General features: G+C 52.1%; 20 protein-coding genes and 3 pseudogenes. 14 read left to right on the top strand and 9 right to left on the bottom strand.

Going from position 1 to position 23,845, the window contains the following annotated elements; genetic code table 11:
* Positions 1–47: 47 nt before the first annotated feature.
* From ACUTQ5_RS16565 to maa, 3 genes are all read left to right on the top strand, one after another.
* A complete protein-coding gene (locus tag ACUTQ5_RS16565) occupies positions 48–464 on the top strand; it encodes a secondary thiamine-phosphate synthase enzyme YjbQ (RefSeq protein WP_445652141.1) in 417 nt (138 codons plus the stop codon).
* Positions 465–468: 4 nt separating this feature from the next.
* Positions 469–822 (top strand): MmcQ/YjbR family DNA-binding protein, encoded by a 354-nt coding sequence (locus tag ACUTQ5_RS16560; protein WP_135318239.1) that lies wholly within the window; start codon positions 469–471, stop codon positions 820–822.
* A gap of 163 nt (positions 823–985) precedes the next feature.
* Positions 986–1,543: a maltose O-acetyltransferase gene (gene maa, locus ACUTQ5_RS16555; protein WP_445652140.1), complete on the top strand. Its 558-nt coding sequence runs from the start codon at positions 986–988 to the stop codon at positions 1,541–1,543.
* A 19-nt stretch (positions 1,544–1,562) separates the two neighbouring features.
* Here maa and ACUTQ5_RS16550 read toward each other — a convergent pair.
* Together ACUTQ5_RS16550 and uvrA are read right to left on the bottom strand one after the other, a co-directional pair.
* Positions 1,563–1,706 (bottom strand): annotated as a pseudogene (locus ACUTQ5_RS16550) (zinc-binding dehydrogenase); the annotation flags it as partial.
* A gap of 12 nt (positions 1,707–1,718) precedes the next feature.
* Positions 1,719–4,550, bottom strand: a complete 2,832-nt coding sequence (gene uvrA, locus ACUTQ5_RS16545; protein WP_445652139.1) for an excinuclease ABC subunit UvrA — start codon at positions 4,548–4,550, stop codon at positions 1,719–1,721.
* Between the two features lie 277 nt (positions 4,551–4,827).
* On the opposite strand from uvrA, the gene ssb1 reads away from it, so the two are divergent.
* The 4 genes and pseudogenes from ssb1 to ACUTQ5_RS16525 form a co-directional block, all read left to right on the top strand.
* Complete coding sequence (ssb1, locus tag ACUTQ5_RS16540) at positions 4,828–5,364, top strand: single-stranded DNA-binding protein SSB1 (RefSeq protein WP_017894189.1); 537 nt, start codon at positions 4,828–4,830, stop codon at positions 5,362–5,364.
* Positions 5,365–5,576: 212 nt separating this feature from the next.
* Complete coding sequence (locus ACUTQ5_RS16535) at positions 5,577–6,155, top strand: hypothetical protein (protein ID WP_445652138.1); 579 nt, start codon at positions 5,577–5,579, stop codon at positions 6,153–6,155.
* A gap of 25 nt (positions 6,156–6,180) precedes the next feature.
* Positions 6,181–6,363, top strand: a complete 183-nt coding sequence (locus tag ACUTQ5_RS16530) for a transposase (RefSeq protein WP_445652137.1) — start codon at positions 6,181–6,183, stop codon at positions 6,361–6,363.
* 313 nt (positions 6,364–6,676) lie between these two features.
* Positions 6,677–6,993, top strand: a pseudogene (locus ACUTQ5_RS16525) (transposase); the annotation flags it as partial.
* Between the two features lie 20 nt (positions 6,994–7,013).
* On the opposite strand, the pseudogene ACUTQ5_RS16520 reads toward ACUTQ5_RS16525, so the two are convergent.
* Together ACUTQ5_RS16520 and ACUTQ5_RS16515 are read right to left on the bottom strand one after the other, a co-directional pair.
* Positions 7,014–7,085, bottom strand: a pseudogene (locus ACUTQ5_RS16520) (hypothetical protein); the annotation flags it as partial.
* 166 nt (positions 7,086–7,251) lie between these two features.
* Complete coding sequence (locus ACUTQ5_RS16515; RefSeq protein ID WP_445652136.1) at positions 7,252–7,926, bottom strand: helix-turn-helix transcriptional regulator; 675 nt, start codon at positions 7,924–7,926, stop codon at positions 7,252–7,254.
* A gap of 637 nt (positions 7,927–8,563) precedes the next feature.
* On the opposite strand from ACUTQ5_RS16515, the gene ACUTQ5_RS16510 reads away from it, so the two are divergent.
* From ACUTQ5_RS16510 to ACUTQ5_RS16495, 4 genes are read left to right on the top strand one after another with little or no spacing between them, the layout of a single operon-like run.
* Complete coding sequence (locus tag ACUTQ5_RS16510) at positions 8,564–9,142, top strand: fimbrial protein (protein WP_445652135.1); 579 nt, start codon at positions 8,564–8,566, stop codon at positions 9,140–9,142.
* A 50-nt stretch (positions 9,143–9,192) separates the two neighbouring features.
* Entirely contained in the window at positions 9,193–9,888 is a 696-nt protein-coding gene (locus tag ACUTQ5_RS16505) for a fimbrial biogenesis chaperone (protein WP_445652153.1), read from the top strand.
* Positions 9,889–9,902: 14 nt separating this feature from the next.
* Positions 9,903–12,395, top strand: a complete 2,493-nt coding sequence (locus tag ACUTQ5_RS16500; RefSeq protein WP_445652134.1) for a fimbria/pilus outer membrane usher protein — start codon at positions 9,903–9,905, stop codon at positions 12,393–12,395.
* Positions 12,396–12,414: 19 nt separating this feature from the next.
* Positions 12,415–13,461, top strand: coding sequence for a fimbrial protein (locus ACUTQ5_RS16495; protein WP_445652133.1), 1,047 nt, complete (start codon positions 12,415–12,417; stop codon positions 13,459–13,461).
* A 132-nt stretch (positions 13,462–13,593) separates the two neighbouring features.
* On the opposite strand, the gene ACUTQ5_RS16490 is transcribed toward ACUTQ5_RS16495, so the two are convergent.
* The 4 genes from ACUTQ5_RS16490 to ACUTQ5_RS16475 form a co-directional block, all read right to left on the bottom strand.
* Positions 13,594–17,211, bottom strand: a complete 3,618-nt coding sequence (locus tag ACUTQ5_RS16490) for a transporter substrate-binding domain-containing protein (RefSeq protein ID WP_445652132.1) — start codon at positions 17,209–17,211, stop codon at positions 13,594–13,596.
* Positions 17,212–17,213: 2 nt separating this feature from the next.
* Entirely contained in the window at positions 17,214–17,840 is a 627-nt protein-coding gene (locus tag ACUTQ5_RS16485) for a response regulator (RefSeq protein ID WP_445652131.1), read from the bottom strand.
* A 106-nt stretch (positions 17,841–17,946) separates the two neighbouring features.
* Entirely contained in the window at positions 17,947–19,098 is a 1,152-nt protein-coding gene (locus tag ACUTQ5_RS16480; RefSeq protein WP_445652130.1) for an EAL domain-containing response regulator, read from the bottom strand.
* 1,206 nt (positions 19,099–20,304) lie between these two features.
* Complete coding sequence (locus ACUTQ5_RS16475) at positions 20,305–21,054, bottom strand: 3-oxoacyl-ACP reductase family protein (RefSeq protein ID WP_445652129.1); 750 nt, start codon at positions 21,052–21,054, stop codon at positions 20,305–20,307.
* 130 nt (positions 21,055–21,184) lie between these two features.
* On the opposite strand from ACUTQ5_RS16475, the gene ACUTQ5_RS16470 reads away from it, so the two are divergent.
* The gene (locus ACUTQ5_RS16470) at positions 21,185–22,120 is read left to right on the top strand and encodes a LysR family transcriptional regulator (RefSeq protein WP_445652128.1); all 936 of its coding nucleotides are present in this window, start codon (positions 21,185–21,187) and stop codon (positions 22,118–22,120) included.
* Positions 22,121–22,232: 112 nt separating this feature from the next.
* Here ACUTQ5_RS16470 and bhsA read toward each other — a convergent pair whose 3' ends face one another.
* Positions 22,233–22,493 carry a multiple stress resistance protein BhsA gene (gene bhsA / locus ACUTQ5_RS16465; protein WP_445652127.1) on the bottom strand — a complete coding sequence of 87 codons (261 nt, stop codon included), beginning with the start codon at positions 22,491–22,493 and terminating at the stop codon, positions 22,233–22,235.
* Between the two features lie 211 nt (positions 22,494–22,704).
* On the opposite strand from bhsA, the gene ACUTQ5_RS16460 reads away from it, so the two are divergent.
* The gene (locus ACUTQ5_RS16460) at positions 22,705–23,148 is read left to right on the top strand and encodes a lipocalin-like domain-containing protein (protein WP_445652126.1); all 444 of its coding nucleotides are present in this window, start codon (positions 22,705–22,707) and stop codon (positions 23,146–23,148) included.
* Complete coding sequence (locus ACUTQ5_RS16455) at positions 23,145–23,813, top strand: glutathione S-transferase family protein (protein ID WP_445652125.1); 669 nt, start codon at positions 23,145–23,147, stop codon at positions 23,811–23,813. Before ACUTQ5_RS16460 ends, ACUTQ5_RS16455 begins: the two co-directional genes overlap by 4 nt.
* Positions 23,814–23,845: the final 32 nt, after the last annotated feature.

Here is a 23,845-nt window from a genome sequence, read left to right as displayed (position 1 = left end):
TTGCTGCAAACTGGATAGAGAATATACTGATTGAGGGGCGCTCACTCATGTGGCATCAGCAAACGCTAATCCTCAGCGCAAAAGCGCGTGGTTTTCATCTGGTTACCGAAGAGATTACCGACCAGCTAACCCACTTACACCGCCTGCAAACTGGCCTGTTGCATCTGTTGTTGCAACATACCTCAGCCTCGCTGACGCTGAACGAGAATTGCGATCCTACGGTACGAGCTGATATGGAACAGCATTTCCTGCGTCAGGTGCCAGAGAACGCACCCTATCAGCATGACTACGAAGGGCCGGACGACATGCCGGCACACATCAAATCCTCTCTGTTGGGCACGTCCCTGACGTTGCCTGTCGGTCACGGGCGGCTGATGCTGGGCACATGGCAGGGAATTTGGCTGGGAGAGCACCGCATCCACGGCGGTTCACGCCGAGTTGTGGTCACTTTACAGGGGGAATAACCCAATGAATAACACAGCACTGCTGGAGTACTGCATGGCGAAGCCGGGCGCGGAACAGAGCGACCAGAACCAGTGGCAGGCCAGTCAGATCAAGGTTGGCGACGTGATGTTCGCCATGGTGTGCGAGGTGCAGGGGCGGCCGGCGCTGGCGGTAAAATCCAGCCCGGAACTGGCGGAGAGCCTGCGGGAACACCATCCGGAGATCGTCGCCTGTGAGCGGCTGAACAAAGCGCACTGGAATACGGTGTTTCTTGACGGCAACCTGCCGAATTCGCAGTTTTATACCCTGATCGACAGTTCTTATCAGTTGGTGTTGGAAGGGTTGCCTGAACACGTGCGTCAGGAATTGCGCGCTTAAGCGTTGAGGGCAGGCACACCGCCTGCCTTTTTGAGCATCCATCTCCCCATTTCCCTGTCATATTGTGATCGCTATTTGATTTTGGGAACGTTCCCGATTCATTGTTCCACGGGAACGACTAGGCTTTTGAGCCATAAACAGCCAGACCAAAGGATGCCGCGAGATGGCCATGAGTGAACAGAAACGCAAGATGATTGCCGGTGAGTTGTATGATGCCGGTGACGAGCTACTGCGCAGCGAGCGTAAGCATGCACGTCAGTTGGTACACCATTACAACCATTCTTCCCCGGATGAGGCTGAGCTGCGGAAACAGTGGCTGGCGGAGCTATTGGGCCAGTATCAGGGTGGAACCATCGAGCCGACGTTTCGCTGCGATTACGGCTATAACATCTACCTGGGTAAAAACTTTTACGCCAATTTTGACTGCGTGATCCTCGACGTGTGTGAAGTGCATATCGGTGATAACTGCATGCTGGCACCAGGAGTGCATATCTACACCGCCACCCATCCGCTGGATGCGGAAACCCGCGTCGGCGGCGCGGAGTTCGGCAAGCCGGTGCGCATTGGCGATAACGTGTGGATTGGCGGTCGGGTGGTGATTAACCCTGGCGTGACTCTGGGGGATAACGTGGTGGTGGCATCCGGGGCGGTGGTCACTAAAGACGTACCCGCCAACACCGTGGTAGGCGGCAACCCGGCACGGGTGATTAAACAACTGTGAGAAAAAATCGGGCGCTACAGTGGGCACCGAGGCGTTTGGCGTCCTCGACTTTGGACTCGGAGGTCGTGAACAGCACCACATGTGCGCCCATCGCCCGGGCCAATTTGCTCGCCATATGCCCCAGTCCGCCCAGACCGACGGTGCCGACCTTTTTACCGGGCCCGCCGGGCTAGGATTACTTCTTCTTCAGTAATGGCTTAAGGAAGCGCGCGGTATGCGAAGCCTTGCAGTTGGCTACGGTTTCCGGCGTACCTGCAACCAGGATCTCACCGCCGCCGCTGCCGCCTTCCGGCCCTAGGTCGACGATCCAGTCCGCGGTTTTAATCACGTCCAGGTTGTGCTCAATCACCACGATGGTATTGCCCTGATCGCGCAGCTGATGCAGTACCGCCAACAACTGCTGGATATCAGCGAAGTGCAGACCGGTGGTCGGCTCATCCAGGATATACAGCGTTTGGCCGGTGCCGCGTTTCGACAGTTCACGTGCCAGTTTGACGCGTTGCGCCTCGCCGCCGGACAGCGTGGTGGCCGACTGGCCGAGACGGATGTACGACAGGCCCACTTCCATCAAAGTTTGCAGCTTGCGTGCCAATGCAGGCACCGCGTCGAAGAACTCGCGCGCCTCTTCGATGGTCATTTCCAGCACTTCGTGAATGCTTTTGCCTTTGTACTTCACTTCCAGCGTTTCACGGTTATAGCGTTTGCCTTTGCACTGGTCGCACGGTACGTAGATATCCGGCAGGAAGTGCATTTCAACCTTGATCACGCCGTCGCCCTGACAGGCTTCGCAGCGGCCGCCTTTGACGTTAAAGCTGAAGCGGCCTGGGTTGTACCCACGGCTACGCGACTCAGGCACGCCAGCGAACAGTTCACGCACCGGGGTGAAGATACCGGTGTAAGTCGCCGGGTTGGAACGTGGAGTACGACCGATCGGGCTTTGATCGATGTCGATCACCTTGTCGAAATGCTCCAGGCCGGTCACTTCTCGGAACGGTGCCGGTTCGGCCAGAGTGGCGCCGTTGAGCTGGCGCTGGGCGATCGGGAATAGCGTGTCGTTGATCAGCGTTGACTTGCCCGAGCCGGAAACCCCGGTAATACAGGTGAAAAGTCCCACCGGCAAAGTCAGCGTTACGTCTTTCAGGTTGTTGCCGCGTGCGCCGCTCAGTTTCAGCACTTTGGTCGGATCGGCTGGTACACGCTGCTCAGGAATGGCAATCTCACGTTTGCCACTGAGGAACTGGCCGGTCAGTGATTCCGGCTGCGCCATGATGTCTTCGACGGTACCTTCTGCCACCACTTGACCACCGTGCACCCCGGCACCGGGGCCGATGTCGATCACGTGATCGGCGGCGCGGATGGCGTCTTCGTCATGCTCAACCACGATCACCGTGTTACCGAGGTTGCGCAGGTGGATCAGCGTTTCCAGCAGGCGCTCGTTGTCGCGCTGATGCAGGCCGATTGACGGCTCGTCCAGTACGTACATTACGCCCACCAAACCGGCGCCAATCTGGCTGGCCAGACGGATACGCTGAGCTTCACCGCCGGACAGGGTTTCCGCCGAGCGCGACAGCGACAGGTAGTTCAGGCCGACATTCACCAGGAATTTCAGGCGATCGCCAATTTCTTTCAGCACTTTCTCGGCAATCTGGGCGCGTTGGCCGCTGAGCTTCATGTTCTGGAAGAAGCTCATGGCGTGGCCGATGCTCAGATCGGATATTTCCGGCAGTGTGGTGTCTTCAACAAACACGTTGCGCGCTTCTTCACGCAGGCGGGTGCCGTGACACGAGGCGCAAGGACGGTTGCTGATAAACTTGGCAAGCTCTTCGCGTACCGCGCTCGATTCGGTTTCTTTATAGCGGCGTTCCATATTGTGCAGCACGCCTTCGAACGGATGGCGGCGCACGGTGGTATCACCGCGATCGTTGATGTATTTGAATTCGATGGTCTCTTTGCCGGAACCGCTGAGCACCGCTTTCTGCACGTTGGCATCCAGGCTGTTGAACGGCGCTTCGACGTCGAACGCGTAATGCTCCGACAATGAACGCAGCATCTGGAAGTAATAGAAGTTACGGCGATCCCAGCCGCGGATCGCACCGCCGGCCAGCGAAAGCTCAGGATTCTGTACCACACGTTCAGGATCGAAGAACTGCTGTACGCCCAGGCCGTCACAGGTCGGGCAGGCGCCGGCCGGGTTATTGAACGAGAACAGCCGCGGTTCCAGTTCGCGCATGCTGTAGCCGCAGATTGGGCAGGCGAAGTTGGCTGAGAACAGCAACTCATCGGCTTTCTCGTCGTCCATGTCGGCGACGACGGCCGTGCCGCCAGACAGCTCCAGCGCGGTCTCGAACGATTCCGCCAGACGCTGCGACATATCGTCACGCACCTTGAAGCGATCGACCACCACTTCGATGGTGTGTTTTTTCTGCAGCTCCAACTTTGGCGGATCGGAAAGATCGCAGACTTCACCGTCGATACGCGCACGGATATAGCCCTGGGTGGCTAGGTTTTCCAGCGTTTTGGTGTGCTCGCCCTTGCGGTCTTTTACCACCGGAGCCAGCAGCATCAGGCGTTTGCCTTCCGGCTGGTTGAGCACGTTGTCCACCATTTGGCTGACGGTTTGCGCCGCCAGCGGGACATGATGCTCCGGGCAGCGCGGTTCGCCGACGCGGGCAAACAACAGGCGCAGGTAATCGTGGATCTCGGTGATGGTGCCGACCGTAGATCGCGGGTTATGTGAGGTCGATTTTTGCTCGATGGAGATCGCCGGTGACAGGCCTTCAATGTGGTCGACGTCCGGTTTTTCCATCAGCGATAGGAACTGGCGTGCATAGGCGGAGAGCGATTCGACGTAGCGACGCTGCCCTTCGGCATACAGAGTATCAAAGGCCAGCGAGGACTTGCCTGAACCGGACAAACCGGTGACGACGATCAGCTTGTCACGCGGGATAATCAGGTTGATGTTTTTGAGATTATGGGTTCGAGCACCACGAACTTCGATATTGTCCATTTACACTTCCCGTCTTGATGATACACCGCGCCTGTCTGGGTGATTTACGGACGATTTTGTGATCGAACGCGCAAAAAACCGGCACAGCCAGTACGAAACGCATAATTATGACACAAAAAAACCTGAATGAATATCCAGTATACGAATGCAACAAGGTCGATCGAAACGACAATTCTGGAATACAATACGCAGTTATCAACACGGGTGTCGTTTCGGGCTGAGCGTGTTAAACTTACTCGTTTATACTGTGTAAAAATCAATCTTCAGGAGAGTTCTCATGGCCAGCAGAGGCGTAAACAAAGTAATTCTGGTCGGGAATCTGGGCCAAGACCCAGAAGTCCGTTACATGCCGAATGGCGGCGCAGTGGCCAACATTACCCTGGCGACCTCCGAAAGCTGGCGTGACAAGGCGACTGGCGAGCAGAAAGAAAAGACCGAGTGGCACCGCGTTGTGTTGTTCGGCAAGCTGGCTGAAGTGGCGGGCGAATATCTGCGTAAAGGTTCCCAGGTGTATATCGAGGGCGCTCTGCAAACCCGTAAATGGACCGATCAGGCTGGCGTAGAAAAATACACCACTGAGATTGTTGTGAACGTGGGCGGCACCATGCAGATGCTGGGCGGCCGTCAAGGCGGCGGCGCACCTGCAGGCGGTGGCCAGGCTTCCGGCGGCCAGGGCGGTTGGGGTCAGCCTCAACAGCCGCAAGGCGGCAACCAGTTCAGCGGTGGCCAGCAGGCTCGCCCAGCGCAAAACAATGCGCCAGCAGCCAGCAGCAACGAACCGCCAATGGACTTCGACGACGACATTCCTTTCTAACCTACATAAAATTAAAACGTAAAGGTGATTGATTGGCCCGGCGGCTTTAAGTGCCTAATTCACTGCCTTGCGTGAGTAAGCCAAAGCCCTCTTTGCTGTAAAGCTAAGAGGGCTTTTTTTTGGCCTATGTAAAGCTATCAATAATTTAACTACACAAGAAAGGAGTGTAGAGATAAAAGTCTACATAACTAAACGTAAAGGAGGAGTGTGCTATGGATGTGAAAATGGTACGACATCCTTCCGGGTGGAACCTGCCAATCCTCCTTGACGATGATGGCCTGCCGATTCCGCTTGCAAATGAGTGGGTCTTGCAAAGGCGAGGTCTAAGCCCTAACACTCTCACGAGAAATCTCAGGGAGTTGGCGATTCTATTTGCTTGGCTGGATTCCCTCCGCATTGATTTTGGTGCATGTATGGCTGGTGACCGCATGTTTACCGAGGCTGAATTAGTGGGAAGTCTCTGTGAGCACCTACGCATAGCGGTGAAGGTCCCGGTCTTGCAAGCGGGGGGCATTTCTATAAAACAGGGCAAGAAAGTAGCTGTGTCTCCTCTGACATATAAAATGCGCTTGATCACTGTGCGGCAATTTATGGGTTGGTGTTTCCGATTCAAGATGGGGGCGATGGCGTCTGGAGATCCAGCGCTTCTCAGAGTTCAAGCGCACAAAGAGCATGTCGATAAAGTTCTCAGCGATCAAGAAATCAGTAATCCTCCCCAGAATAAATCTATTACTAAAGGCCTACGGGTGAACTGGCCTAATGAATTTGGACACATCAATAGGGCGCTATGATGGTGCCCAAACCTGAGGTGTGCAGATGATGCGAAAGTCCTATTCCAGCGAGTTCAAACTCAATGCCGTAAGCATGGTGCTTGATCAAAACCTGCCTGTTCCCGAAATTTGCGCCAGTTTGGATATCGGCCCTACGGCTTTGCGCCGCTGGGTCGAGCAGGTGCGCAAAGAGCGCACCGGATCCACGATGCTTGGCACTAGGCAATGACAGCTAGCGCACAGACGGCAGAGTAGTCGTCGGTTTCCTATACGTCCTGGATGAGATTGCGTAGCTGCGCCAGCACGGCGCGTTCGAACGCCGGAGCGGTCGCTATTGATATCTGGCTTGATTCTCTGCCAGCGCCTGAAGCCGTTCGAAGATCAAATGAATGTCTAAGATGGAGTAGCGCTTCTGCACCGCCCGAACAATCGAGGTATCCTCTGGCTGAACCTCTATATAATCGATCCCGAGTGTAGTGGATCAGTCATTCAGGACACCTCGAAATCCTGTTAATGTTAAAACAGTGAAAATGAGGTGATGCATGATCAAAACTCGTCGGACTAAACGCACCTTTTCCCCGGAGTTCAAGCTCGAAGCTATCGAGCAGGTTGTTAAATACCAGCGAGATGTACGGGAAGTCGCGCAGGCACTCGAACTCAATCCTGATCATCTGCGCAAATGGATACGGCTGTATAAGCAGGAAATTCAGGGAATTGAGCCAGCTGGCAATGCTATCACACCTGAACAACGCGAAATTCAGCAGCTTAAAGCACAGATAAAGCGTCTTGAGATGGAAAAAGAAATACTAAAGCAGGCTGCCGTGCTGATGAGCGAAATAAAGAGGCAGGAGGAATGGTGCCGTAATCAATGGTTCCGCCCCCGGTCAGCGTTGGTTTGCAGGCCGTTGGGGTGATGGTACCGATGACTTTCACATCAATGCTCTCGGCCATGACGGCGGTGGTAGCCAGCACAGCAAGTGCGCAGGCGGTTTTCTTGACTACATATCATCATGATATTTCCCTTTCATGTGGGTTTATGGATAAAACCGGCAGAACATTCTTGACCGGCAGCTGCGGTGAGGAACATCCTCATCCGCGGTTAGCGACCTCGCGTTATTTAACGGCGAGGCGGGATAAAAAATTCATTGAGACCTCGGAGCTCCATTTTTTTCAGTGCATTAAGCTTGTGTGTACTGACGGTTTTGACTGAGATAAACCGTTTTCTCGCTACCTGCCAAGGTAATATGCCCTGAAGTAAATCCAGCATGATTTCCGTTTCCGTAAGTGTTAAATACTGAACACCATCGAACGCGTCCCATTTCGAAACCTTGGCTGGTGCTGGTTGAACAGCCTTGATCACCGCACGTAAGTCCGGACTCATATAATGAGTCTCTGAAGACTTTTGCAGGAGCTTGCCAATATTGCTCAATGAATCATGCAGTGAAACAATAGAAATTACCCCCATAGCGCACAGAAATTTCAGAGTGGGTGCATGTGCATTGTCCACCAAGATAAAGACTCGTGGCGGCGAGCGCGATGTTATAAAACGCTGTATTAATCTTAGCTCCTCGCTCACACCTGATTGCACGTGTACAAATACATCATCAAACTCAATATGGCTGTTAAAGTTTGAATGCCGCGTTAAAAAATTATTTGTTTTAAATAAAAACGTTAAATATTCACTTTCATGTGCAATGCAAGACATCCCGTGAAGGGTAAAATTACAACGACTGAAGATGGCAATTTTTCTCGTAACTGACTTAAACAATGCGCAGATCGCACAACTCAACATCTACTGGCCCTACCCTTTGCAGGGTGTGCAGCGCATCCGGGGCAGATGATGCACTGAACACCGACTCACAACCCAATTGCCGTAACATATTGACGGAGATTGTTCGTTGAAAAAAATTGTCGTTCAAGACCAGAACGCGTAATTGCAGCACTTGCATGAATGGCTCTCCGGGATACTGTAAACTTAAATTTTCGATCCTCCTTACTCACAAGTGTCTATATAAGACACATCCTTTCCCCTAAATATGACGTATTACACACTGGTTAAAGCTAGAAGCATCTTCACTTCCTATTTAAATGCGCAACTGAGTGTTTTATCACTATCTAGCTGGATGCCTTATTATCGCTATCCTTCTGCGTATAAAACCCTAGAAATTTCCCACTGCAATGTAGGAAATTTCCGAGTGCTCTGTGCGGGCTCTTCCAATGTTTTTGTCGTCGGAAATTTCCTACATTGCAGTGGGAACGGGACTACACAATCCTTCCGCCCCCCAAGACAAACTATGCCCAATTCGATCTGCACCTTATAACCACTACGCAACGTTAGTGCTCATCGAAGTTGGCTTTTACTCTGCAAAGACTCACTTGTCTTGCAAGGTAAAAACGAGTACGCACCTTAAATAAGCAATGGAATTTTTATGATCAAGCACGCTTTCTCCCTGGTAGCACTGACCGCCGCACTGACCTCTGCAAACGTAATGGCTGCCGATAATGCTGCCGGTGGTGTTATTTCCTTCAGTGGCGCGATTACCGACACTACTTGCACTATCAATGGCGGTAAAAGTGCAGACTTCACTGTTGCTCTACCGCCTATTTCTGTTGTTGACGCCGGCACCACTGTTGGCCCGTTGACCAAAAACAAAAAATCGTTTTCGTTGAGCTTCTCGGGTTGCACCCCGGCCGCAGGAACCGCTGGTACTCCGTTGAAAATGTATTTCTCGTCCGCTGACAACATTTCCACCGATGGTAAGTTTTTGCTGAACAACACAGTCAACGAAAGTGATGCCGCTGTTTCCAAAAACGTCGGTTTCTCGTTGGCGAAGCCAGGCTCCACCGCACCAATCCAATTGAACGTGCCGCTCGACACTGGCATCAGCGGGGCGGGTGCAACACCTGAAACACTCGTACTGGATGCGTACTACTACAAAACCAATACCGCCTCCGCCAAAGTTGGTGCTCTTAGCTCCAACCTGACCTACACCATTTCCTACTTGTAATACAACCTGTGTACCAGGCTCATCCTATGGGCCTGGTTCTGGAAGACGTCATGATAAAGCAACTACTGTTAGCGGGCTTACTACTTAGCTCTGTGTCTGCACAAGCCAATATTGTCATCAATGGCACTCGTGTAATTTATCCTGAGGCAAACAAAGATGTGATAGTTCAACTAATTAATAACGGAAGTGACTCGTCCTTGGTGCAAGCATGGATAGATGATGGCGACATCAATTCCACGCCGGAAACAGCCAATGTACCGTTCCTCCTGTCACCGCCGGTTGTCAAAATTTCCGGAGACAGTGGTCAACAACTCAGAATTACAAAAACCCGCGCTCCACTCGTTGCGGATCGGGAGTCTGTTTTCTTTTTAAACGTGCTGGATATCCCTCCAACCCCAGAAAACTTACAGGGGGCAAACACACTGCAGCTGGCGATCAAGTCTCGCATAAAAATGTTATATCGCCCGGTCGGACTAAAGGAAAAGGCCAGTAGCAGCGTTGAAAAAATCGAACTGCAAGCGGTCGCGAAAGGTTTTAACGTGATCAATAAAAGTGCGTACTTCTTCACGCTTGCCAACGTTGACCAACACGACAAAAAACACCTGCTCGTTGACTCCGTCATGGTCGCTCCTTTTTCCTCTGAATTCGTCGAGAGCAAAGAGTCCACTAATAAAAATACAGCCTACACCATGATGTATATCGATGATTTGGGTGCTTATAAAACTAAAACTGTCACATCGCACTAAGGTGAAGATCCAGAATGAAACAGCACAAAATTCTTATTAAAGTCCTCACGGTGTCCTCGCTGTTTCTACTGGCAAAAGCCTATGCTGAAACCTTTGACACCTCGTTGATGGCCGGCAAGTCCCGGGAATCCGATCTTTCACGTTTTTATGCAAACTTCGAGATACCGATGGGCAAGCAAGATATTGACATTTATGTCAATAACACCTGGAAAGGTCGTTATTCATTAGTGTTTGGCGACATAAAAGACGATATCAAGATCAGCTATGAAGATAGCGCACTTCTTGGGATTAACATGAGTGGCTTGGCTGTGCCGCCAGGCACGGACAGTCTACAAATCAGCCAATTGGTTCAAGGAGGTTCTTTTCTTTTAGATATCAGTACCCTGAGCCTGAAGCTGACTGTGCCCCAGTCTTATGTGAATCGTTCGGAAGCCGGTTATGTCGACCCGAAATTCTGGGATCATGGTGTACCTGCATTTTTATTTGGCTACAACGCCATGCATTACAGCATACAATCGAAAAATGGCGGCTCATCCAATGACGAGTTGTATTCTGGCCTAGATTTTGGAATTAACTTTTCTGGCTGGCAGTTCCGAGAAAGTAGTTCGTTAAGAAAAAGCTCCTCGAAAAACTTTCAGTATCAAAACAACACACGCTATCTTCAGAAGAACATTGCTTCTATCACGTCCAACTTCAAGCTCGGTGATTTCTACTCAGCAGGTGATCTCTTTGACTCGATCAGAGTTCGCGGTGTGTCGTTGACGTCCGACATCAATATGCTGCCCAACTCCAAGCAAGGGTTTTCGCCCATTGTACGTGGCGTCGCACAAACCAATGCCTTGGTAAAAGTTATACAGAACGGCACCGTGGTTTATCAGGAGAGCGTACCGCCTGGCGCCTTTACCTTCGACAATATCCAGCCCACCGGGTCCGCTGGCGACCTGACGGTGGTGGTGCGCGAGGCCGATGGTCGCGAGCAGTCGTTCAACGTGCCGTTTTCTGCCGTGCCTAATATGCTCAAGGAAGGGATCAGTAAGTACAGCCTGGTGGCCGGTAAAGTAAATCAGACCAATACCGACTATAACCCTGGTTTTATGCAGGGTACGTTGCAGTATGGGTTCAACAATCTGTTAACCGGATACGCAGGCACAACCCTCAGTAATGACTACCGCGCCTATCTTGTCGGTAGCGGCTTAAACCTGCCGATAGGTGCAGTCTCTGTTGACGTGACCCAGTCGAATACTCAGTTAAAGAACCAAAGCAAAAGCGGGCAAAGCGTGCGCGTGTCCTACAGTAAATTCCTGGATACAACGGCCACCAACTTTACCTTGGCAGCGTATCGTTATTCTACCGAAGACTACTACAGCTTCAGCGATGCCATTTATTCCCAGCAGGGATACCGTGAACTCGAAAGACAAATCAACGACTATCGAAACACACTTGACGAAGATAATGCTCCGGTCCTCGACTTGAATACCTGGGACGCCTTACGCAGCGCACGCCCACGCAACACCTTCAATTTAAGTCTGAACCAACGCTTGAAAGACAACTGGGGCACCGTGTTTTTTTCCGGAACACAACGCGACTATTGGACAAATAACACAAAAAGTCGTGAGTATCAATTTGGCTACACAAACGCTGTGGGGCAGGTTACCTACAGCCTCTCTGCCAACCACGTCAGAAACTCCAACCGTGACGAAGAGACGCGCTTCTATCTCTCAATGACAATGCCCTTTGATATCGCCGGCAACAGGGCGTATCTCAACAGTGGCGCGTCACTGGTGGACTCGCGCTATCAGCAAAGTAACGTTAGCGTAAGTGGCAATGTACTGGAATCGAACCGCCTGAGTTACACCGTAGCTGCCAGCAATCAAAATGGAGGGAATAACACCGCCAGCGTCAATACCTCCTACCGCAGTAATGTCTCAACAGTAGGTGCCTCTTATGGTGAGTCGTCCGATTATCGGCAAACCGGCCTCGGTGCTCGAGGCAGTGTCGTGATGATTCCTGGGCATATATTGGCCTCCAATGAAGTCGGCAGCACCATGATGGTCGTCGAGGCCCCCAAGGCCAAAGGGCTGATGGTCAATGGTGATCAAAGCATCGTCACCAACGAAGATGGCTTGGCGCTAGTCCCGTACGCCACGCCTTATCGGCTTAACTCAGTGACGTTGTCCGATACGGGCAATAGTTCCGGCGCAGAGATTGTCGGAAACATCGCCAACGCAGTGCCCTTTGCCGGCACGGTCAACCATGTAAAATTTGAGACTGACCAACGCCAGTCTTACATCATACAGGCGCGCAAGACCGATGGAGCCCCTCTTCCATTTGGTGCTGAGGTATTGGATAAAACAGGCAGGTCTGTCGGCTTTGTTGGTCAGGCCAGTGCCCTGTATATAAAAACCGAAGAAAAACCAGAGCAACTTGAGGTTCGAATGAGTAACGGCAACTGCATCATTCGAAGCCCTGAAATAACCACAAGTACATCTGCGCATATTTGCAAATAACATGAGACCCTCAATTGCCATGTATAAACTTTTTATTATCACAATTGTTTTTGGTTTGTATGCCAACTCTGCCCTTGCAAAGTGCTCAGGCCCCAACACTGTCCTATTAGACCTTCCGAACATCTCAGTAGATCTATCTGACAAGCTAAATGAGCGAAACAAAACATGGACACAGCAAACCTTTTTAAACTTTCCTGCAAACCCAACGTTTACGTGCAACTCATACGGAAATAAGTTTAGATACTACTTTAAAAAAACAGGAGATATTGGCTTCGAAAATGGAAAACACTGGATAAAAATCGATATCAGCGTAAAAGAATATTCTGACTCTATTAAGAGTGGTGAGTACGCACCTAGCATATTGAACACTCCAGCAACCATTACATATACATTAGTCACCGCTGGAAAAAATACCGATAAAGTTCCCGGCAACACCGCTAATTATACAGAGGCCGTGATCGTATCAGACGCTACCGGTTTAAGTATGTGGGCTACAGCTTGGAAATATTTAGTCTGGGCGGGTAAATTTTTTCGAGGTTGGACATATGATCAAAGTGATATGTTTCGCCAGGCAATAACAATTACGTATGCGCCTAAAATGACCACCTGCAGTTTTAATAACGCTGGCTTGATGGTTAATTTGCCAAAGACCGGTATCGCTCAACTCAAACAAAACCCTCAGCCGGGCTATACACCCTTTACGCTGAATTTCAGTTGTGAAAACTTGCAAAGTAACGGCAGCACCGACCGTGCAATCGACATGTTTTTATCCAGCAATAACCTGCTTCCATCCGACAACAGCGTATTGATGGACAGCACGCCGGGCTCGGCGAAAGGTGTCGGTATTAAGGTAGCCAAACGCGAGACTCCCAACGCACCGGTTGTCTTTTCCACCTCCACCTTAAACCGGGGAAGTGCTACCTCCATTTTCAGTGCCGCTACAGATACTGTGGTTAATAGCAATTTCTCGGTTGGCATGGGCGCCTACTACTTCCCTTACAACCCCGCTCAACTTACCAGCGGCGAGATAAGGGCAACCGCCACGCTGAACATCGTTTATCAGTGAGCATCAGCCCTGCTCGATAAGCGACTCACGATCTACAACGCCAGCGACCCATTGATACAACTGGGTCGTTGGCCATTCCCTAAGCGTTCCCCGCCATGTGCAAACGCACCAGGCTCTCCTGAAGCCCTCGACCTAGCCGATGAACGCCTCCAGACGCTGCGCCAATGCCTCCATAGCCTCGTGCAGAGCATCCACCGAGTGGGTCAAACGCGCCACATCATGCCCGTTGCAATCGGCTTGTAACTGCTCACAGCACTGGATCAGTCGATGCGCCTTGATGATGCGTGCCCCCCCCTTGACCCGATGCCCCAAGTCGGACAGCCCGGTCAAGTCGTGATCACTGAAGAGTTTGAGCAGCCGTAACAAATCTTCTTCATTGCTACTGGCCAGATCCTGCAACAAGCTGTTAACCAGTGTTCGGTCACCATGGGCCAGTTGTTCTAGGCTGCTGATGTCAATGTCGTCAAGCAGTGGTACCGATGCATCAGCGTCCCCTGTTTCGTCGAATATCGACTCCACGCCGGACAAGCGCGCAGTCAGGTCCTTCATACTGATTGGCTTGAATAGGCAATCATCCATGCCCGCTTCCAGGCACCGATCTTTTTCCTCCGGTTGCGCATTGGCAGTGAACCCCAGGATCAAGCAAGGCGCCGCGCCCGAATCAGCCTCCTCGGCGCGGATCGCCCTAGCCAGTTCGTAGCCTGTCATCACCGGCATATTGCAGTCGGTAATCACCACATCGAAATGACCATTGCGCCAGGCAAGCAAGCCATGGGCTCCGTCCGACTCGTCAGCGACCGTATGCCCCAGATAACTTAACTGCTGTGACAACAGCAGACGGTTGGCCGGATAATCATCAACCACCAGCACGTTTAGCGACTGGCTGACTTCGGGCGATTCCGGTTCCGGCTGGGTGAGCGGCAATGGAGTAAGAACCACCAGCTCCAATAACACCTCGGCCTCCGTACCCTGCCCCAACACGCTACTCAAGTTCAACTCACCCTGCATCATCGAACACAGCTTGCGGCTAATCGCCAGCCCCAAGCCTGAACCTCCAGCACCCACATGAGTGACCTGGCTGAACGGTATGAACAGCCTCTGCTGATCGTCCTGGGAAATGCCAATGCCGGTATCGCGCACCAGCACACGAACACCCATGCTTTCGCCTGCGGCCGCATGCGTGACCTCTACACAGACCTGTACTTGCCCAACGTCCGTGAACTTGATGGCGTTACCAAGCAGGTTGGAAAGCACCTGTTTGAACCGTAGCGGGTCGAGCAATACATCCTGGTTGGCGCCTTCATCGAATGACAACACAAGATTGAGTTGCTTCTGCCGGGACAACCCTTCGAATACTCGTACAACCGACACCACAATGTCTTTGAATGCCACCCGTTGTGGCGCCAACGTCAAGCGCTCGGACTCGATACGCACCACATCCAGAATGTCACCAATCAGCTCCAGAAGCCCACGCGCAGCGTCCGACGCCACTTCGATGGCAAAACGGTCAAGAATGCCTTGGTCTGCCTTTTTCATGGCCAACTCCAGCATCCCCACCACTGCGTTCATTGGTGTGCGGATTTCATGACTCATGGTGGCCAGAAAGGTGGTTTTCGCCCGATTAGCCTTCTCGGCATCCTGTTTGGCGTCCTTGAGTTCCACAAGTAAACGCTCGCGCTCACTGATATCGATCCAGCCAGCAATGATGCCCTTGACCTCACCCGCGTTATCACGGAACGGAAGGATCCAGTGATAGGCTGTAATGGTCTCGCCGCGGTACAACATCATCTGGCGGTCAGCCAGCAACTCTTTACCACCATCCATGACTTCCAAATACTGCTGTTCAAACAATGCCCCGTGGTCTGGTTCGCTACCTACGATCTCAGAAGGTCGCGTACCAATGACCTTCTCACGAGTGCTGCCAATTGCCTCCAAATAACGGCGATTGCATAAGAGCATCCGAGTTTGGCGGTCCCGTACATAGATTGGGTGGGGTAGCCCATCGATCAGTACGCGCATGAACTCCATTTGTTCTTTCAATGCCTGTTCGGCCACGTCACGTTTCTGAATCAGCCGTCGCAAATAGACAATCCAGCCGAATGCCACCAGTAACAAGATCACAGCGATAGCCGAACCGCGGATGATTTCCGATTGATTGGCGTACGTGCGTTTATTGTCCACCGCGACCTCACCCCGCCAGCGATTGGTGAGTTCGTCCAACTCGTGCGGGGTAATACTGTGCATTTCCTTGTCTAGGATCGAGTACAGCTCCAAGGAACCTCGATCAGTGGCAATTGCCATTTGCGCGGTTTGAGTACCCACAGCGCCACTCACGTGCAACCGGGATGGATACTGGGTAGCAATCACAAAACGGGCATTGACTAGGGCCGTGACAGCGGCATCTGCCTTACCCTGCGCGACCATCGACAAGGCGTCACTGGACTCTCTCGTCTCAACCACAATAATTTGCGGGTAATATCGTTCGATGTAATCCCGGATGTCGCTGTCGTACCTCATTGCCACGCGCTTACCGGTCAATTCCTCCAAGCGGGTGAATGACTCACTATTGTTAGGAATGCTCAACACATAAGGGTTGGTCAAATAGGATCGGGTAAAACGCAAGTCGCTGTTATTGGAGTTTTTGTGGAACGCAGTAATGAAATCGGCCTTACCATCCTTTATCAAAGCAACAAGGTCCTCCAGCGTATCAGCCCGTACTATTTCGAAGGTAAGGCCAGTACGGCGACGAATTATCGCTAGCAAATCAGCGCTGATGCCGCGAAAATTACCCTGCTGATCGAAAAAGGCTAGCGGTGGATTGTTATCCAATATACCGACCCTTAGCTTCGGATGATTCGCGAGCCAGCGCCTTTCTTTGGGGCTGAGGTCAGCTTGGCCACGGTCGCTTATGATTATGCTATCTCCCCCCCAGCGCCGCACAATCGTCATGCTTTCTCTTGGTGGGATGGCGACCAACGTCCGATTGATGAGCTCAAGAAGCTGCCGATCTTCACCCCGTAATGCAAAACCAATGCTGCTCACTTCAAGACTTGCGAAGTCCACTAGCTGAGCGTCGGTCAGGAAATTTCGGCTGATCAGGTAGTTAGAGGTCATTGCCCCTCCAAGGTACACGTCAGCCTGGTTGAAAACCACAGCGTTGAGGGCATCCAGGTCGGTTGGGTAAAATTGCAGTTTTGCCAACGGATAATGCGAGATGACCTCCGAAGCGGAGTGGCTATTCCTAGCTATGGCCAATCGCAGCCCCCCCAGATCTTTAGGTAACGGCGCGGTGTTTCGACGGTTGACCAAAACCGGTTGGTCCTCGAAGTAAGATCTTGAAAGAATCAGTTCGGGGTCTGCCTCGTCAACATTTGTGGCGATCCCTAGCAGGTCGAATTCGCCTCTTTTAAGCGCCTTTATCGCCTGCGTGCGGTCTGGATAGCGTTCAACCTGGACTTCGATATTTAACAGGTCCGCAATCAGCTTCACGTAGTCAGCTGTCAACCCCTCGTAATCGTGGGTACTTGTACTCAACCCCAATGGCGCAGAGTCGGTGGTGGCAATCCCGACCCGCAGGATCTTTTTATCGCGCAAAAAACGGCTATCGGCGTCCGATAGTTTCAGGTTGAATCCGGTGAGTTGGGAACGTCCGGACAGCCTCAACGGCTCGATATGGTCTTGAAAATGCCCTGCTTGAACAAAGGTGTTGATACACAGAAGAAAAATCAGAAATCCGATTGGCCGCTTCATGTTTAAAGGAGGTTGTTGCGTTTGGCAAATTCGGCTAGATAGACAACTGACTTGACGTTGAGCTTTTCAATCAGCCGGGTTTTATATGTACTGATGGTTTTGTTGCTCAGTAGCATGGAGTCGCCAATTTCTTTGTTGCTGAAGCCCCGAGCCAACTGCTGCAAAATGGTCAGCTCACGGTCGGACAGTTTTTCAATCAATTCACGTTCGCTGGCCTGATTATCAATGGCGCGTACCGAGCTGTTGGCGAGCAATGGGAAATAGCTGTAGCCAGCTTTGATCGCCTTGATCGCTCGAGTCAACTCTTCAAGGCTCCCAGCTTTGGAGACATAGCCGGAGGCTCCGGCTTTCATGCAGCGCATGGCATAAAAAGAAGCCTCTAGGGACGTCAGCACCAGGATCTTACAGGGCAATCCAAGCGCCGAGATGCGACTGATTACCTCCAGGCCATCGAGCAACGGCATGGCGATATCAAGCAGGATCAGATCGGGGACATGCTCGCGCGCCAGGCGCACAGCCTCCACACCATTAGCCGCCTCCGCCACAATTTCAAACTGTTCGGCACCCAGCAACACCTTTACAGAGGCGCGAATAAACGGATGATCATCAACAACTAACGCTTTGAACATATAAACCTCTTCGGGAGACAACAACACACCATCACCAGAGCACTCCGACCTTAAGCTTTATATAAAGTAGCTCAAAACGAGCCTGGAAAAATTAGGGCATCTATTCTTATACGACCGATACACGACATTGCAACCACACGGCAAAGTCGACAGCAGTCATGGGGAGCGCCAGATGAAAGCCCTGGCCAAATGAGCAGCCCAGATCAATGAGGGTGTTGAGCGTATGCCCATTTTCAATACCCTCGACAACCAGATCCATCCTCAGCTCCCTGGCAAGCGCCACGCTACTTGAAATGACCGCTCTGTTCCCCAAGTCGTCAACATCACGGACAAATGCACCGTCGAGTTTGAGTTGGTCAAAGGGTAGATGCGCCAGCTGCCTCAATGAGAAAAAACCAACGCCGAAGTCATCGATCGACAAACTACAGCCGGCTTGATGCAGATGCAACAAACTGTCCAAAGCAGAGGCTGGCAAATCCTGCAGGCCGTTCTCGGTGACCTCGAACGTCAGTGCATCACCAGGCATTTCATATTGATGCAGGCGCTGGATAACGTGTTCGGCAAAGTCACTGCTTACCAATTGCGAGACCGTCAGATTGAATGCGAGCCCTAGGTCAAGCCCTTGCCCGCGTAGACGGCTCATGAATTCAAGCCCCTGATCCAAGAGCTGCTTGAACATTTCGTCGATCAAGTCATAGGCCACCACCGCCGCCAATAAATCCCGGGGCAATAAAAGCCCGCGGTGTGGATGATTCCAACGTACCAACACCTCGGCACCAAACAGTCGGCCATCGTGCAAGTTGAACTTGGGCTGGTACCAGGCCTGGAACTCCCCAGCCATCAACCCTTTTAGAACCTGTGGGTGAGGGATCAACCCAAGCGCGGCCAGAGGCTGCCCCACTGCAGAACAATCCAGCGATTTGAAATCACACAGGATCTTTTGCAACGCTTTCAGTTGAAAGGGTTTATCCAATACGCCTAGTAAACGGGTAGAAGACAACGTGCTCATCTTCTCGACCGAACGCCGCAAGGCCAATGGCAGTTCGCTATACACCACCAGTGTCCGGACGTTACCCTGCTCTCTGACGACGCTCAGAAAATCAAGGTTATTGATCGAGCCGTCACCCAAGTCAAAAAAGATTATGTCGATCACTTCCTGACAGAAGATATGATCCACGGCCTGCATTGCATTTTCTGCCGAAAGAACACACGCCACCTGCAGATTCAACAACCCTTTGACCAATACACTGCGTTGCAATGCATGACTTTCTATGACGAGAACACACACCCCTCAACCATCTCTTCAACCTGCCCATTTTTAATGGGTAGAATTTAGCCGACTAACTGTCCTGCGCCCTTAGAGAAACGTCCTTCCGGCATGTAGGAAATTTCCCAAAGGCAACCTTCGTTACCGCGCCAGAAACTCAACAATCAGTAAGGTGGCCTGCGGTTGGACCACCTCACGCACACGAGCACCGTTGCCATCACGACATCACAGTTATTGAATTGAGCAAGCAGCTTATTTTTGCCTTGGTCGACATAAAAACGATGTTGTTCGATAACTGACTCTCGCCAGGGGCCCCAGATTTCAAAAAAGGTGATTGGGCGTGTTTGCTCGTTATATTCCAGGTCTTCCTGCGTATTAGACATATGCTAACTCCGAGATCGTGATACACAGGCTAGCTCTTATCAGGCATTACGCCTCTGAGTCCCAATTAAAAGTCACCATGGCATAGATGTGCAATACCCGCTCTGCCGCAGTAGGACGGAGAGATTTGCCTATCGAAAAGGATCAGGAAGCTGGCTAATTTGCGAGCGGGGCCGTTTCTGACTCCTAGCGGACAGTTATGTTAGGTCGACTTTGGTAGCGGCGGAAAGGGTGATGAACACTGCTGAGATAACACTGATTTTTTGCGTAACGTACCGTCCGTTACGCGAAAACTTAGCATTACACAAAGTCGAAATCATGGTTTATTTCTGAATTGACCAGCCATCTGCGGGAAAAAACGTAAAGCGTGATCTTTACAGCGATTTGTCAGATAAGCGTAAGTGGCACCGTTCGACCGAGGATGCCGTGTCGTTCTTTACGTTTTACAGTATTCTGCGCTTACCAATTTCGCTGTGCCCCTCGTGGTGTAAGGGCTATAGAGAAATTTTATTTTTTTAAGCGGTTCTTATGTGAACTACCGTTCTGATATCGGGTTGTCTAAAGCCGATGAAAAAGCCCCGAAAGGGGCTTCAGACAGATGACAAACCTCACTCCTGCCCAGAGCGAGTAGAGGCCGATAAATAAAAATCCGGAAAATCAATTTATTGATTTTCGGCTGCTCACCACAAAGCAGGAAAAACCACGCTTTTTCCTGCTTTGTCAGCAACCTAAAGCCCCGAAAAGGGGCTTTTTTTTGTGCACAGCAAATCGACACGTATTAATAACGTGTCGATAGCTTAAACATGATCGTTGAAATTAAGCCGAGAAGCCGCCGTCGATACTCAGGCTGGCTCCGGTGATATAACCCGCCTCAGGGCCAACCAGATAGGTGACGAAGCTGGCGATCTCTTCGTCCTTGCCGTAACGACTGATCGCCATCATCGCTTTCAACTGCTCGGCGAAATCGCTGTCGGCCGGGTTCATATCGGTATCTACCGGGCCGGGCTGCACGTTGTTGACGGTAATGCCGCGTGGGCCGAGATCGCGTGCCATACCTTTGGTCAGGCCGACCAGCGCAGTTTTACTCATCGCATATACCGCGCCGCCGGCAAATGGCACGCGTTCGGCGTTGGTGCTGCCAATATTGATGATGCGACCGCCGTCATTCATATGGCGGGCGGCTTCTTGGCTGGCGACAAACACGCTGCGGACGTTTACCGCCAGCGTGCGGTCCAGATCTTCCAGCGGCAGTTCTTCGGTGCTGCCCATTGCCAGCACACCGGCGTTGTTCACCAAAATATCCAGATTGCCCAGGCTATTGACTGCCTGGCGCACCGCCTGCTGCAGCGCTGTTGCATCGGCACTGTCGGCCTTGATAGCCAGCGCCTTGCCGCCGGCAGCGGTGATTTCACTGACGAGTGCATCAGCTTTACCGGCGGAAGAGACGTAAGTGAAAGCTACGGCGGCGCCTTCACGCGCCAGGCGTTTGGCGATGGCGGCACCGATGCCGCGTGAACCGCCCTGAATGAATGCGACTTTGCCTTGTAGAGAGAGAGTTGCGGACATGATGTTTCTCCAGAGTGGGATTGGGTTAATAACGCTATTGGTTCAGTATCGGAGAAACGCAGATCGGTAGCTATCCATAAAGAGCTGTAATCAGCTTAAACCAGGGGTTTGAAATCGTCGGAGAAAAATCATGCTCGGCCACCTGGAATGTTTTGTCAGCAGCGCAGAGAGCGGCAGTTTTTCCGCCGCCGGCCGCAAGTTGGGGATCAGTTCAGCGGCGGTGGGAAAGAATGTCACCAAACTGGAGTCGTTGGTGGGCGTGCGGTTATTCCAGCGCAATACGCGTAAATTGACGTTGACCGAAGAGGGCGAACGTTTTTTACAGGAGGTCAGCGGCGGTTTGCTGTCGATCCAGTGCGCATTGAAAAGTTTGAGTAGCAGTGGTGGGGTCGCGGGGGGGACTTTAAAGGTCAGCATGGGTACCGCTTTTGGCCTGCATTTTGTGCTGCCGATGTTGCCGGACTTTCTGGCTCGTTATCCGTCGATTATTCCAGACTGGCATTTTGATAATCGTCAGGTGGATTTAATTGGCGAGCATTTCGATGCGGCAATGGGTGGGGGTATCGAACTGACGCAGGGGATGATCGCCCGCGAACTGGCACCGGCACACGGCGTGCTGGTGGCTTCGCCGCAGTATTTGCAACAATACCCGTCGCTCCAGCAGCCGGAACAGTTGGTGAGTCATGCGGGCATTTTTATTCGCTCACCGCAAACCGGGCGAGTCCGCAACCTGCCGCTGCGCAATGCGGATAACGAGCAGCGAGCGCCGAGCATGGCGATAAAAATGAGGGTAAACGAGCCGGAAGCGGCGGCACGGGCGGCGGAAATGGGGTTAGGTATTGCGTTGATCAGCATGCCGAACGCGTTACCTTATCTGGAGAGCGGTCGCCTGGTGCGAGTATTACCAGGCTGGTATGTCGATCGCGGTAGCGTGCACCTGTATTTCGCCACCACCAAATTTCTACCCACTAAAACCCGGGTATTTGTCGATTTCATTACCGAACAATTTCGCCTGCAGAAGCTGGCCGCTCGCTTTGTTGTGAGCAGCCGAAAATCAATAAATTGATTTTCCGGATTTTTGTTTATCGGCCTCTACTCGCTCTGGGCAGGAATGAGGTTTGTCATCAGTCTGAGCCCCTTGCGGGGCTTCATTCTTTCGTCAGCTTACTGTCTGACGATCAGTTGAAGATTTCTGCGGTGCCGTACAGTTTGTTCTGACCACCGGCGGAGATGATGCGGTAAGAGCTGGCGCCTGATGCGGCGGCTTTGTTGGCCAGTTCAGTTTCCAGTGCGCTCAGGTTAGAGGCACCGCTAACGGACACCACACCGATTTTCTGGGTGTCGGCGGCAGGTTGGCTGGTTGGCTGATCGGCAGCAACGCTGGCGAAAGAGGCGGTAGTCAGCAGCAGAGCATTAGCAAAAATTTTGATGTTTTCCATGATTCAATCCTCAGGGCGTTTTTTAGGTGAGAGCTTGTTGTCTCTCGATGTTGTAGATAATAGGCTGGCTCGGCTGAATAGGAAATTGGAGTGTTTTGATAATCTCTATCAAATAAATTGATTTATTTTTGAGCGGTGCGGTTTGTGCTGGCGTGCTGGAAAAATCGCCACTACCCTTTGAGTAAGCAGGAACCTTAGAGGAGTAAATGATATGTCAGTCAACGCGTTTATCGGCAGCTGGTCATTGGTGTCTTCTGTCTTCAAAGGGGAGGACGGCAGGGTCAATCACCCGCTGGGCGAGCAGGTGCTGGGTCGCCTTAACTACGAGCCCAATGGCACCATGGCGGCGCAGCTCTATAGTGCTACCCGGCCACGCTTTGCCGCCGACGATCTGGCGCAGGGCACCGACCAGGAAACCCACGCCGCCTTTATCAAGATGATTTGTTATTTTGGGCGCTATCAGGTGGATGAGAGCGACCAGCGGATAGTGCATCAGGTTGAAGGCAGTTCGTTCCCCAATTGGATCGGTAGCCGGCAGGTGCGCTTTTATCATTTTTCCGGCGATCGTCTCCAACTGCGTACGGTACCGCTGCAGCTTGGCAACGGTGTGCAAATCGGCGAATTGGTATGGCAACGGATAGGAGCGCCCTCATGATCATTGTTCACCATCTGAATAACTCGCGTTCGCAGCGCATCCTGTGGTTTTTGGAAGAGTTGACAGTGCCCTACCAGGTGCAGCGCTACCAGCGCGATCCGCAAACTATGCTGGCACCGCCGGAATTAAAGAAAATTCATCCGTTGGGCAAGTCGCCGGTGATTGTCGATGGCGATCTGACGTTGGCGGAGTCCGGTGCCATTATTGAGTACCTGCAGGAAGCGTACGACGCGCAGGGGCAGTTTATTCCCACCGACTACCACGCCCGTCAGCAGTACCGGTATTGGCTGCATTATGCCGAGGGATCACTAATGCCATTACTGGTGATGAAGCTGGTGTTTAGCCGATTGGGCCAACCGCCGATCCCCTGGTTGCTGCGGCCGGTGGCGGGGGCGATTGGCAAAGGCGTGCAGCGTGAATATCTGGACAAACAGATCGCGCCACACTGTGATTATCTGGAACAGCACCTGAGCAAAAGTACCTGGTTTGTCGGCAATGAATTCAGCGCGGCGGATATCCAGATGAGTTTCCCGCTGGAGGCGATGGCGGCACGCGGTGCACTGGACGGTTGCCCCAAGCTGCGCGGTTATCTACAGCGCATTCATACGCGTCCGGCCTACCAGCGGGCGCTGGAGCAGGGTGGGCCTTATGACCTGCTGAACTGAGGCGATGGGCTATACTCGATGAGGTCACTCTT

It is taken from the genome of Serratia sp. NA_112.1 (assembly GCF_052691715.1).
Note: the sequence above shows the minus strand (reverse complement) of the source record. Positions and strands in the feature narration are given on the sequence as shown.